The sequence below is a fragment of the Deltaproteobacteria bacterium genome (genome assembly GCA_035063765.1).
Lineage (GTDB): Bacteria > Myxococcota_A > UBA9160 > UBA9160 > PR03 > CAADGG01.
The window spans coordinates 84,147-96,477 of record JAPSFT010000017.1 but is presented as its reverse complement, the minus strand read 5'-3'; the positions used below and the strand labels follow the sequence as shown (position 1 = coordinate 96,477).

The 12,331-nt window shown below is 71.2% G+C and carries 12 protein-coding genes and 1 pseudogene; 9 read left to right on the top strand and 4 right to left on the bottom strand.

The genetic code is table 11. The features are described 5' to 3' along the window. Positions 1-300 precede the first annotated feature (300 nt). Positions 301-1,431, top strand: coding sequence for a hypothetical protein (locus OZ948_13890; GenBank protein ID MEB2345818.1), 1,131 nt, complete (start codon positions 301-303; stop codon positions 1,429-1,431). An 8-nt stretch (positions 1,432-1,439) separates the two neighbouring features. Here OZ948_13890 and OZ948_13885 read toward each other — a convergent pair whose 3' ends face one another. Further along, positions 1,440-2,555, bottom strand: a complete 1,116-nt coding sequence (locus OZ948_13885) for a DUF3089 domain-containing protein (GenBank protein ID MEB2345817.1) — start codon at positions 2,553-2,555, stop codon at positions 1,440-1,442. A gap of 223 nt (positions 2,556-2,778) precedes the next feature. Here OZ948_13885 and OZ948_13880 point away from each other — a divergent pair, with 223 nt between their 5' ends. The 8 genes from OZ948_13880 (at position 2,779) to OZ948_13845 (ending at position 9,034) form a co-directional block, all read left to right on the top strand. Continuing rightward, positions 2,779-3,666: a hypothetical protein gene (locus tag OZ948_13880; GenBank protein MEB2345816.1), complete on the top strand. Its 888-nt coding sequence runs from the start codon at positions 2,779-2,781 to the stop codon at positions 3,664-3,666. A 16-nt stretch (positions 3,667-3,682) separates the two neighbouring features. Next, the gene (locus tag OZ948_13875; protein MEB2345815.1) at positions 3,683-4,453 is read left to right on the top strand and encodes a ferritin-like domain-containing protein; all 771 of its coding nucleotides are present in this window, start codon (positions 3,683-3,685) and stop codon (positions 4,451-4,453) included. Then, positions 4,453-4,743 carry a hypothetical protein gene (locus OZ948_13870; GenBank protein ID MEB2345814.1) on the top strand — a complete coding sequence of 97 codons (291 nt, stop codon included), beginning with the start codon at positions 4,453-4,455 and terminating at the stop codon, positions 4,741-4,743. Before OZ948_13875 ends, OZ948_13870 begins: the two co-directional genes overlap by 1 nt. Before the next feature lie 37 nt (positions 4,744-4,780). Continuing rightward, entirely contained in the window at positions 4,781-5,467 is a 687-nt protein-coding gene (locus tag OZ948_13865) for a class I SAM-dependent methyltransferase (protein ID MEB2345813.1), read from the top strand. Positions 5,468-5,555: 88 nt separating this feature from the next. Then, entirely contained in the window at positions 5,556-6,407 is an 852-nt protein-coding gene (locus OZ948_13860) for an ATP-grasp fold amidoligase family protein (protein MEB2345812.1), read from the top strand. Between the two features lie 218 nt (positions 6,408-6,625). Next, positions 6,626-7,582, top strand: coding sequence for a ferritin-like domain-containing protein (locus OZ948_13855; protein MEB2345811.1), 957 nt, complete (start codon positions 6,626-6,628; stop codon positions 7,580-7,582). Between the two features lie 55 nt (positions 7,583-7,637). Then, positions 7,638-8,360: a Coq4 family protein gene (locus OZ948_13850; GenBank protein ID MEB2345810.1), complete on the top strand. Its 723-nt coding sequence runs from the start codon at positions 7,638-7,640 to the stop codon at positions 8,358-8,360. A gap of 56 nt (positions 8,361-8,416) precedes the next feature. Continuing rightward, positions 8,417-9,034: a cytochrome c oxidase subunit 3 gene (locus OZ948_13845; protein MEB2345809.1), complete on the top strand. Its 618-nt coding sequence runs from the start codon at positions 8,417-8,419 to the stop codon at positions 9,032-9,034. Here OZ948_13845 and OZ948_13840 read toward each other — a convergent pair. The 3 genes and pseudogenes from OZ948_13840 to OZ948_13830 form a co-directional block, all read right to left on the bottom strand. Next, on the bottom strand, positions 9,018-9,320 hold the full coding sequence (locus OZ948_13840) for a hypothetical protein (GenBank protein MEB2345808.1): 303 nt from the start codon (positions 9,318-9,320) through the stop codon (positions 9,018-9,020). The genes OZ948_13845 and OZ948_13840 overlap by 17 nt on opposite strands. A gap of 206 nt (positions 9,321-9,526) precedes the next feature. After that, positions 9,527-9,772: pseudogene (locus tag OZ948_13835) on the bottom strand (YfhL family 4Fe-4S dicluster ferredoxin). Positions 9,773-9,864: 92 nt separating this feature from the next. Next, the gene (locus tag OZ948_13830) at positions 9,865-12,192 is read right to left on the bottom strand and encodes a cbb3-type cytochrome c oxidase subunit I (GenBank protein ID MEB2345807.1); all 2,328 of its coding nucleotides are present in this window, start codon (positions 12,190-12,192) and stop codon (positions 9,865-9,867) included. Positions 12,193-12,331 lie beyond the last annotated feature (139 nt).

The following is a 12,331-nucleotide window of genomic DNA, read 5'->3' as shown; positions in this document are numbered from 1 at the left end:
CGCGCAGCGAGCCGAAGGCGAGCGAAGTCGATCGGGCCGCCCCCCGCGCCGGCAACCCCGGAAGCGAGCGCGCAGCGAGCCGAAGGCGAGCGAAGTCGATCGGGCCGCCCCCGCGCCGGCAACCCCAGAAGCGAGCGCGCAGCGAGCCGAAGGCGAGCGAAGTCGATCGGGCCGCCCCCCGCGCCGGCAACCCCGGAAGCGAGCGCGCAGCGAGCCGAAGGCGAGCGAAGTCGATCGGGACGCCCCCGCGCATCGGGACGCCCACGGCCGGGCGAAGCGGCTCGGCTAGCATCCGCCGCCGTGCCCGCCCTCACCTTCGGCTACGACGGCTTCGAGGCGCAGGTGTGCACGCCGAGCCCCACCCTGCTCACCTGGCTCGAGGAGTTCCTCTCTCCCTGGTTCACGACCCGGGTCGGCCCCCCGCACGCGGGCGCCCCGCGCGTCGTCGTCGAGATCGACGCCGACCTGCTCGCGGGCCGGCTGGCCGGCGCCGAGCCGACCGGGCAGGCCGCCGAGGTCTTCACGCACGACGACCCGCAGCCGCCCTGGCCGCTGCTGCGCGCCGGTGACGCCGGCACCCTGGCCGCCGACCCTCGCGGGTGCATCGCGATCGGAGTGAAGGCGGCCGGCCCCGGGTCCCCGCGCACGGTGCACGCGCTCGTGGCGGCGGAGCGCCCGCACGGCCGGCTCGTCGCGCTGCGCGCCCTGCGTGAGCTGGCGAGCGCATACGCGCTCGCCAGCGGCGCCCTCCCGATCCACGGCGCAGCGCTCGCCGGGGACGCCGGTGTCACGCTCTTCGTCGGCCGCCGGAAGGCCGGGAAGTCGACGCTCCTCCTGCACGCCCTTCTCGAAGGCGGCGGGCGCTTCGTTGCGAACGACCGGGTCTTCGTGGGCGTCTCCGCACGCGGCGCGGACGTGCGCGGCATGCCCACCATCGTGAGCCTGCGCGAGGGCACGCTCGCGCTCTTCCCGCAGCTGCGCGGCGAGCTCGACTCGAAGACGTGGCACTGGAGTGGAACGCTCGAGGAGACCCGCGCGCGGCGCCGCTCCGGCCGGCCCGCCGAGGGCGCCGGGGATCGTTGGCCGCCGGGGCTCTCGCCCCCGCAGCTCTGCGCGCTGCTCGGCGTCGCAGCCCGGGCCGGCGATCCGCTGGTCCGGATCGTGCTGCCCGCGGTCGTCGCCGAGAGCGGGAGTCCCCGCTTCGCGCTCCGGCGGCTCGCGCCCGACGAAGCAGCCGCCCGCCTGCTGGCGACGGGCCTCGTCGCGGGCGGACGTCTGGCACCCTTCGTGGCCGGCGCGCAGGGCGGCGGCCGCGACGCGCTCGCGGCGCCGGCACGCGCCCTCGCGGCCACCGTCCCGTGCTTCGCGTGTGCGCTCGGCCCGGACGCCTACGCGCCGCCTCCGGTGTGGGAGGCGATCCGGGGCGCCTAGCCGCCTCCTCACCGGGGCGTGTCGCGGAGGGTGGAGAGGAAGGCCTTCGTCCGGACGGAGGCGTTCTCGCGCAGGTTCATGAAGAAGAGCTGGTACTCGATCGGGTGGTAGTTGCCGCGGCCCAGCACGCGATCGACGATGCGGCTCGGCAGGTCGCGGGGGGCCGCCGCGACCCGATGCAGGACCAGGGTGCCCGCGACGCAGCGGGCGTCCGCGAAGCCGGGGCGCGGAGCGCGCTCGTCGCTCTCGAGGAACACCGCGCCGAGGTTGCGCTCCCTGGGCACCGGGACGCCGTCGGTGCGCCAGGACAGGGGATTCGTGCACAGCCGCTCGCGCGCGTCGGGCCGCACCATCTCGAAGTCGGTCGGCACGTACCCGGCGCCGCGTGCGTTCCACGCCACCACGCAGTGGAGGTCGGAGGGCCCGGTGCAAGGCGCGATGCCGGGGGCGCGCTCGCGCAGGCCTTCGGCCGTGACCGCTGCCCCGATCAGGTAGGCGGCGACGAGCCGGTCTCGGCGCGGCGTGCCGGCGATCCCGTCTTCGAGCAGGCGCTCGGCCAGGACGGAACCCTGGCTGTGGGCCGCGAGCAGGAACGGGCGCTCCGCACCGCGGCGGGCCTCGAAGGCCTCGAAGGCGCGCCGCACGTCGGCGTAGGCCAGGTCGATCGCGCGCTCTCCGTCCGGCGACGGGCGCGTGAAGGACGTCCCGTTCGCCTGCCGGTAGCGCGGGGCGTACACCGCACAGCAGCCGTTGAAGGCGGTGGCCTGGATGGCGGTCGCGACGCGATCGGTGGCTTCGTTCAGGGCAGGGTCGTCCACCGGCGCATTCCAGCGGCGGCCGACGTAGGAGGTGGGGTGGACGTAGAACACGTCGACCGGGACGGCGCGCTGGTCGGCGGCCGGAACCCCGTCCGGACGGGCGTCGCCCGCGTCCTCGCGCTCCGGGAGCGCGCTCCAGCTCGAGGGATCCTGGTAGTCGGGCGCCACCGGCGGGCTCTCCGCGTCGAAGGGAGCCCCCGGGGCCATCGAACACCGGACCAGCGGGCCCGGGTCCAGGGCCACGAGCGCGACGAGGAGCAGCACCGCCAGGACCACCGCGAGTGCAGGGCGTCGGGTGCGGGGCATGTCGCGCATCGGCCAACCGAGGATACGGGGCGCACGAGGCGGTAGGCGAGGCGAATCGCCGCAGGGAGGTCTGTGGCACCTCATCGCGCTGTGGCCGTTCGCAGCATCCCGATCGGGCTCGGGAGCGCTGGGACCCGACCGGACGGTCCGGAACCGGAATCCGCCGGGTGGCACGCAGCTTGCGACCCCTCCGGGCCGGCTCGCCCCACGAAGGACCCTCCCGATGGCCGACTTCCTCTCGATGTACTCCATCCAGCATTGGCTCGAATCCTGTCCCCAGGGGTACCTGGCGGGCACGGCGTACGGGCACGGCCCGGACGAGCGCGAGCCGGCGCTGGTGCTCGAGAACGACCTGCTCCGGGAGCAGGCGATCGGCGCAACGGTGCAGCTCGTCGTCGGCGAGCGCTGCGCGCTGGCGGCCTCGTCGGGCCTCGTGAACGCGGCGCCGGACGAAGCAAGCAAGCGCTTCCTCGCCACGCAGACGCTCGACGAGGCGCGCCACGTCGAGATCTTCTCGCAGCGGCTCCTGGACCTCGGCGTGAAGAAGGGCGAGATGGAGGACACGATCCGCGAACACGCGAACCCGAACCTGGTGCGCTTCGCGGAGGTGCTGCTCGAGAAGGTCGACCGCAAGGACTTCGTGGCCGGCGTGGTCGGCCAGAACATCGTGCTCGAAGGGATGGCCTTCAGCGTCTTCGAGATGATGCAGGCCGCCATGCAGGAGGTGAACCCGAAGTTCGCCCACACCCTCTCCGGCACGATCGCCGACGAGCGCCGCCACGTCGGCTTCGGCGAGAACCGGATCGGCTCGCTGATCGCGGAGCACCCCGAGAAGAAGCCCGAGATCGAACGCATGCAGAAGGAGATGTCCTACTGGATGCTGGCGACCTTTGCCGACCGGTTCCGCAACCTGTCCGCGCGCGAGGAGATCCGGAAGCTGCGCTCGGAGCTCTCGGGCTACGGATCGGCACCGGCGAAGTGGCAGGGCGCCGACTTGAGCGCGCTCGAGCCGGCCGAGATGGAGCGGCTCCTCGCCGACACCGTGCTGAAGGAGTTCAAGACCCGCCTCGGCCGGATCGGGATCGAGTACCAGACGCCCGCCCGGCCCTGAGCTGCGGAGTCACGGGATGAACCGGGTATCGGCCGATGTGCACCAGCTCGATCCGCGCGCCTTCCACGAGGAGGTGCACTCCTTCGAGTTCTGGTTCCAGTCCGTCACCGGCTACCTGGCCGGCACCCACTTCGGGCAGCGTCCCGACACGCCCGACGAGGCGCCCGCCGATCGCGAGCGGCTCGTCACCGTCCTGTGCAACTACTGCGTGGGCGAGACGGCTGCCCTCGAGGGCGCGAGTGGCCTGATCGCGATCGCGCCGGACCGGCTCTCCAAGGTGTTCCTCGCCACCCAGGTCGCCGACGAGGGCCGCCACCTCGAGGTGCTGCTGCACCGGCTCTCGGAGCTCGGCGTCGAGCAGCCGGAGCAGGAGATCGAGCGGCGCGCGAGCCGCAACCTGCTCCAGTTCAAGCGGCGGCTGCTCGCGCTCGTGGCCGGGCGCGACTGGGAGGCCGCGATCTTCGCGCAGAACGTGATCCTCGAGGCAATGGAGTTCACCGTGTTCCAGCACCATGCCCGGGAGGCCGACCCGAAGACCCGCGACGTGCTCCAGGGCATCGTGAAGGACGAGCGGCGCCACATCGGCTTCGGGGAGAACGAGCTGGGCCGCCGGATCCAGGCGACGCCGCACATCCGGGCGCGGCTGCTCGAGGTCAAGAACGAGCTCGACCACCTCGTGCTCGAGACCTTCGAGGAGACCACGCGCGAGCTCGGCCTCGCGGCCAGCGAGCGGCCCGAGCTCGGCCGCAACTACCTCGAGACCGTGGCGCGCCTGGGGTTCGAGTGATGGTCGACCCGCTCGAACGCAAGGCGGACGAGGCTCCGCGCCAGCGCTTCCTGCTCGAAGAGACCGACTTCGACGAGGTGCCGCCGAAGTACCGCCGCTTCTACCGCCGGCGGAAGGGGCCGGGCGACCCGCTCGGCCCCAACGAGGTGGTCTGCCCGGTCTGCAAGGTCGTGATCCGCTCGACGCGGGAGCTGCGCGAGGGCGATCGCGTATACTGCATGCCGTGCATGTCGCGCCTCGTGGTGGTGCGAGCCGACGACGGCACGCTCGAGGCGCGCGTCGCCTACTGATGCGTGCCGGCGCCCGCCGGCGCGAGCCGGGGCCCCGATGAGCACCCTCGACGACCCGCGTGTCGCGCAGCTCCTCGACCGGCTCCACGCGCGCAGCCGGGCGCAGGACGCGGCGCTCGGGAGCTTCTTCGCGGAACGCGTCCGCGAGGAGGGCGCCCGTGACGGGCTGCGCTTCGACGAGCGCAGCGAGCGCTTCCTCGCCGACAAGCTCGTGGCGCTCGACCGCGACAAGGGCGAGCTCTGCTACCAGCTGTGTCGCGCGCTGCGCGCGCGGCGCGTGGTCGAGGCCGGGACCTCCTACGGCGTGTCCACGCTCTACCTCGCCGCGGCGGTGCGCGACAACCTGGACGACGAGGGCGGAGCGGGCGTGGTGATCGCCACCGAGCACGAGCCCGAGAAGGCGACGGCCGCGCGCGCGCACTGGGCCGAAGCCGGCCTCGCCGACCTGGTCGAGCTGCGCGAGGGCGACCTGCGCGAGACCCTGGCGGAGCTGCCGGGGCCGATCGACTTCGTGCTGATGGACGTCTGGACGCCGATGGCACGCCCGGCGATCGAGCGGATCGCAGCGCAGCTCCGGCCGGGTGCGATCGTCGTCGCCGACAACACCGAGAGCTTTCGCGAGGGCTACGCCGACTACTTCGCGTTCGTGAACGACCCGCGCAACCGTTTCCGCACGCTCACCCTTCCCTATCCGGGCGGCCTCGAGCTCACCGTGAGGCTCTAGGCGCTCGGGACGGCACGAGGAGCCGCTCACTCGGCCGCGGCGTGGCCTGCGCCGGCACTCGCGGCCCGCCTGCGCTACGCCCGTAGGTGTGTACTCCGAACGGATCCGCCTGCGCCGGGCGCTCTGGTGGGGCCGCGACACGCCGCGCTCGCCGCGCGAGGACCTGCGGCGTCTCGCGATGCTGCTCACGCGGATCCCGGCGGGCGCCCCCGCGAGCCGCTGGCGCCGGGGCGAGCACTGGGAGCGGCGCCTGTTCAACAAGCTGAACGCGCGCGCCTTCGCGTGCGCCCAGGGCTGCCGGGTCCCAGATCTGTACTGGGAGGGCCGCTGGCTCACCCGCTCGGCCCTCGCCTCGCTCCCCGATCGGTTCGTGATCAAACCGGCGATCGACGCCGTACGCCGGAATGCGTACGTGATGGCGGGCGGGCAGGAGCTGCTCCGGGGCGAGCCCCTGTCGCGCGCCCGCCTCTTCGATCGGCTGCGGGCCGCTCGCGGTCTCGTCTCCCACGTTCCCCTGCTCGCGGAAGAGCTCGTCCCCGACGAAGCGGGGGAGCGGGTCCTCGCCGTGGACTACAAGGTCCACACCTTCGCCGGCGTGATCGGGGCAATCCAGGTGATCCACCGCTCGCCGGGACCCGCCATGCCCGCGGTCAACCGCTTCTACTCGGCGGACTGGGAGCCCTTCGACGACCCGATGTTCGCGGGCCTTCCCCAGGCGCCGCCGGGCGAGCCGCCGGCCTGCCTGGCCGGGATCCTCGCGGACGCCCGCACGCTCGGGGCCGCCGTCGGCAGCTACGTCCGGGTCGATCTCTATGCGACCTCTTACGGCAGCGTCTTCGGCGAGTTCTCGAGCACGCCGCACGGCGGCGATGGCTTCACGCCCTTCGCCAACGCGTACTTCGAGTCGCTCTGGCGGCGGCACTGCCCGGACCGGATCTGAAGAGCGACTCGGAGACGCCGCCGGTGCGGCGGGACGCGACGCCGGCGGGGCTCCGAAACGGGGATCCGGCCCTTCTCCTCGCGGCGTCTTCCGGGGGGCGTGGTCCGGCTCCCGGCTATGACCGCCATCATACCCCGGCGCCGTGCCGGGCTGGCAGCATCGCGCCGCCGACCGGGGCGGCCGATCCGCTGCCGCCCCCCGGCTCCCTGGAGGACCGCATGTCCGTCGACGAGATCGTCACCACCCTCAAGACCCTCTGGCGCTTCGACTACGAGCCCAAGGTCAAGGCCCTGCGGGACCTCTACGAGGTGGCGAAGAAGGAGCAGTGGAACGCCTCCGCGGACATCCCCTGGCACCTCGAGACCGAGCGCCCGGACGAGGTCCTGGATCCGCGCCAGGACATGCTGCGCGAGCTCGACGTCGTGAAGGCGCTCCCCGAGGAGAAGCAGGTCGAGGTCTCCGTGCGCAACGCCGCCTGGATCCTGTCCCAGTTCATGCACGGGGAGCAGGGCGCCCTGCTCTGCTGCGGGCAGCTCGTCGAAGTGGTTCCCGACATGGACGGCAAGCTCTACGCAGCCACCCAGGTGGTGGACGAGGCCCGCCACGTCGAGGTCTTCCACCGCTACATCACCCGGCTCCACCACGCCTATCCGATCGATCCCATCCTGCAGGCCGTCCTCAACCAGATCCTCGAGGCCGACCTCTGGCAGATGAAGTGCGTCGGGATGCAGGTGATCGTCGAGGGGCTCGCGATGGGCTCCTTCAAGATCATGAAGGAGGGCACCAAGGACGAGCTCTTCCGCCGGATCGTCGGGCTGACCTCGCAGGACGAGGCGCGCCACGTCTCCTACGGCCTGATCTACATGAAGGACGAGCTGCCCCGCATGCCGGATCGCGACCGCGAGCGCGTGGAGGACTTCGCGTTCGCCGCCGTCGACGCCCTGTGCGGGCGCCGGCCGGGAACCGGCCTCCTGTCGCAGGGAGCGATCCTGGCCGAGGTCGGCGCGGACCTCGGAGCGGCGGTGACCGAGATCCAGGCGAAGATCGCCGATGCCGAGTTCATGGCCTCGCAGCCGGACCCGTTCCGCGACTACGTGATGCCGCAGCTCACGCGCCTCGGGATCATCACCGACCGGACCGCTCCGCGCTATCGCGAGCTCGGATTCGAGGTCTAGCGACCGGCCGCTGGCGCCGTCCTTCGTTCCCGGCTCGCGCGTCAGGAGAGGCCCCATGGCAGCTCGCAACCGCATCCGGCCCCTGGTCGCGCTGCGCGCGATGCGCAGGCTCGGCGAAGACCCCGACGACACGGCGCAGGCGATCGTCGTGATCGCGGCCCTGGCGGGGAACTGGAGCCAGCGGCTCCTGCGCCGCTTCCGCCGCTCACCGCGCGCGGAGGCGATCCTGCGCGCGCGCCGGGACCTCTACGCCGTGCTCGGCGATCTCGAGGGGCTGCGAGCGCTGCCGGCGGGCTCGCTCGGCCGGGAGATCGGCGCATGGTTCGCGCGCGAGCGGATCGGGACCGAGGGCCTGGCACAGGCCGCAGCGGTGGCGCGGGCGCAGCTCGGGTCCGCGCCACCGGAGGCCGGCGACGAGCAGGTCTTCCTCACCCGGTTCATGAACCTGCACGACGTCGTCCACGTGCTGACCGGCTACGACCGGGATCTGCGCGGCGAGGCGGCGGTGCTCGCCTTCACGCTGGCCCAGTCCCGGAGCCCCGGAATGGCCTACATCGTGCTGCGCGTCCTGCTGCGCGAGGGTTGGGGCTCGGAGACGGGGCGGCTGATCCGGCAGGGGTTCCGGCGCGGCCTCCGGTCGGCCTGGCTGATCGACCAGGACTGGGAGGCGCTGCTGGTCCGCCCGATCGCGGAGGTCCGCAGCCAGCTCGGCATCGGCGAGCCGCCCGTCTACCCGCAGCTGCGGTCGCCCGGGGCGCCTGCGCTCGTGGCGAGCTAGGGGCTCGACGGCCGAATGCCCGCCGGTACGATGCCCGGGATCGAGCAGCCACCACCGTGGAAGACAACGTCATCTCCCTCCGGCCGGCGCGGCGGCCGCGCAGGGTTTCCCTCGACACCCGCATGGCCGCGGCGCTCGTCATCGTGGCCTTCGAGGCGCTGGTCTTCGTCGGCCTGCTGGGCGGCTTCCTGGTCACGCGGGCGGCGGCCGGCGCCGCGTGGCCGCCGCCCGGCCAGCCCTGGTTCTCCCTCGGCGAGGCGGCGCTCAACACGGCGGCCCTCCTGGCGAGCGGCACCCTGGTCTTCCGGGCGGCCCGCAGGTGGGAGGACCCGGAGGCGCGGATCTCCCCCGTCCTCTTCGCCGCCATCCTTCTCGGCGCCTTCTTCCTGTTCTTCCAGGCCGTCGTCTGGCTCCGCCTGATCGGCGCAGGGCTGCACGTGACCTCGAGCCATCACGGCAGGTTCTTCTGCCTGATCAACGCGCTCCACGCGCTCCACGTCGCCGGGGCCCTGGCGCTGCTCGGGAGCGTATGGCTGCGCCTCGGGCCGCTTCGCGACGAGGAGTCCGCTCTGCCGAGGGGACCCCTGCGCGGCAGCACCTTCTCGGCGGCGCGCATCCCCTGGTACTTCGGGGTCGGGATCTGGCCCGTCCTCTACGTCACTCTGTACCTGTGAGCGCCTGCTTCCCCGCCTCGACGACCCTCGCGAACTCCCACGCGGTCTCGTGGTACTGGTAGATCCAGACCTCCTCGCGGAGCTCCGACCCCCCCGGCTCCCGGAACGAGATCCGGCAGCGCACGCTCGACGGGGACCCCTTCTCGGCCTCGGAGCTCACGAGCACCTGGCCGGGCCGCATCCGCGCGAAGTCGGTCCTCAAGAGCCGGTGGCAGGGGTCCGCCATGTACGTGTAGGCGAGCACTGCCGCAACGGCGGTGAACAGGAGCGCGTAGTACTTCCACATCCCTGAGCTCCGGCGTGGAGTCGCGGGAGCCTCGAGGGTCTCCGCCGTCACCTGCGCTCCTTGCGCTCCTGGTCGGCGGACGGGCTCGACGATCCCTGGAACAGGCCGCCGAGTCTACGGGCCATCTTCCCGAGCGTCGAGCCGGTGCTGCGCTGGTCGGCCCGGAAGTGCGAGGTCTCCGGCCCGAGCTCCAGCGTGCGGCCGAGCTTGGCGGCCATCTTCTGGGCCCGCTCGAAGAGCACGTCCTCGGTCTCCGCGTTGTCCGGGTCCACGACGCTGGCATCGACCGGGCAGACGCGCGCGCACTGCTGGGTGTGGTAGAACCCGACGCACTCGGTGCAGAGCGCGGGGTCGATGACGAAGACGTCCTCGCCCTTGGAGATTCCCCCGGCTGGGCAGACGCTCTCGCAGGCGCCGCAGTTCACGCACGCCTCGGTGATCTTGTTGGCCATGGGTTCGGGGAGCCTCCGCGCGCGCTAGGCGGCCGGCTCGGAGAGCCGGCCGCCTAGCTTCCTGCAGCCGAGCGGAACGAGACGGTTCCGAGCTATGCAGCCCAGTCCTTCTCGTAGACGCTCCACTCCCCCTCGGACTCGAGCTCCGGCGTCTCCGCCCGCAGGCGGCCCGCCCGCGACACGAAGAACCACATCAGGGGCAGCACGCCGCCCACGATGAACAGCGTCCCACCGATCGAGCGCAGATAGGTGAGGGTGCTCCACACGGGGCCCGTCAGGACCTCCTGGGTCCGCGCGAACCAGAGGCCTTCCTGGAAGACGATCATGAGCTGGTAGAGGCCCACCGGGAACAGGTCGAGGGTCATCATCAGCAGCAGGCCGATCTGCATCGACCAGAATGCCGTCTTGACCAGCTTCTCGTTCCAGTCGTTCTTGTGGAGCAGATGCTGCATGCAGAACAGCATCCCGCCGATCGCGATGTTGCCCTTCACACCGAACATGGCCGCGTGCGCGTGGTTGCCGGTGAGATAGGTCGCGTGCTCGTAGTAGTTGACGATCGGAAGGTTGATCAGCGAGCCGAAGAGCCCGGCCCCGAAGATGTTCCAGAAGTTCACCGCGAGGATGAACAGCCAGACACCCTCCATCACGTACACCTGCCGGCCGGCGACGACGTGCCCGCGCGCGTTGCCCGCCTCTGCCTTCATGCGCCACGCGTCGAGCGTGAGCAGGAGCAGCGGCAGCACCTGGAGCGTGGAGAAGACGCCGCCCACCGCGATGATCCCGGTCGGCTTGGCGATCCAGTAGAAGTTGTGCGAGATGCCCAGCGTCGCCGTGATGAGGAACATCATGACGGCGAGGAAGATCACCCGCTCGCACATCATCCGCGAGATCAGGCCCATCTGGACCAGCATGTAGCCGACGATCACGGTGGTGAAGACCTCGAAGGTCACCTCCACCCACATGTGCACGACCATCCAGCGCCAGTAGTCGGCGACGGCCCAGTTCTGGTCCGGCGAGATCATCAGACCGAAGAACAGGAAGGCGACCATGATCCCGCTGCCGTAGAGGAGCCAGGAGGGCACCGACCAGATGTTCTTCACCGTCAGCCACGGGCGGACCGAGCGGTAGATGATGAAGATCCAGAGCGCGAAGGAGAGCAGGAGCGTGTACTGGAAGAAGCGGCCGAGCTCCATGAACTCCCAGCCCTGGCTTCCGAGCCAGTAGGCGGTCGCACCGGTGATCATCCCGGTGTGCGAGGCGTAGATCCCGACCAGCGCCCCGACGCCCGTGAGGACGCTGATCCCGAAGAGCAGGTTGATCAGGAACAGCTGCCCGCTCGGAACCCGCGAGATCCGGGGCAGGAAGAACAGCGTGTAGCCGACCCACGCCATGAAGAACCAGTAGATCTGGAACAGCGTGTGGTAGGCCCGCAGGACCATGAACGGGATGATGCTCGCGAGCGAGATCCCGAACGGGCGGACGAAGTCGGTGGCGGCCAGCATCCCGGCCAGGACCTGGAGGCCGAAGAGCAGGATCGAGAGGACGAAGAACTTGTAGGTCGCCCGCTGCGTGGCGCGGATCCGGCCCATCTCGAGGTCGTTCGTGGTGAGCGAGGTCCCGTTGCCGGTGAACGCGTCGCCCATCTCCTTGAACTGGCCGTAGATGTAGAGGATCACCAGGATGCCCGCGAACAGGCCGAAGATCGAGATCACGCTCCAGAGCAGCGTCTGGTTCGTCGCCACGTTCCCGGCTTCCGGGTCATAGGGCCAGTTGTGCGTGTAGCTGTAGTCCTGCCCCGGCCGCTTCGCGCCGGCGACCCAGCCGCCCCAGTAGAAGAACGCCGTCAGGGCCTCGATCTCCTTGGGGTCGCTGATGAACCCGGCGGGATCGAAGGCCTCCTCGTAGTTCGGGTCGTTGAACATCCGCTGGTAGTGGACCTTCAACTGCTCGATCGCGTGGATCTGGCCATCGGTGAGGACGATGTGCCCGGCGGCCTCGTCCCAGGTGTTGGTCTTGATCTCCCGGGTCACCTGGGCGTCGATCGCGTCCTTGTCGTACTGGCTGAGCGCCTGCTCGCCACCACGCTGCTGGGTGTAGAACGCCCGCATCGCGACGACGCTCCGGTGCAGCGCGTCGGCCGTGAAGTCCGGCCCCCGCTCGGCACCGTCGCCCCAGAAGGAGCCGTAGCCCATGAGGCCCCGGAGGTGGAACACCTCCTGGCCCTTCTTGATGGTGGCCTCGGGGAGCACCACCTCGCCTCGGGAGGAGACGAAGTCGACCAGGGGCGGAGCGCCCGTGTAGGTCTCCGTACCGAGGTAGACGAGTCCAGCGAGGCAGATCGCCGCGACGATCAGGAAGTGGACCCACCAGGTCTTCTTGTCGTGCAGGATTTGCGCGAGGTTCCTCTTCGCGTTGCTCATACTCGACTTCGGCTCCTGCGCCTGTCTGGCGCCCAAAGCAAGGCGGCTCGTCGCCGCTACGGGTTTCCAGTCGGCCCGGGCTCCGGGACTTCCCGGCTTCGTGGAAATCTACGGAGCACCCGGAGCGACGCGCATCGGT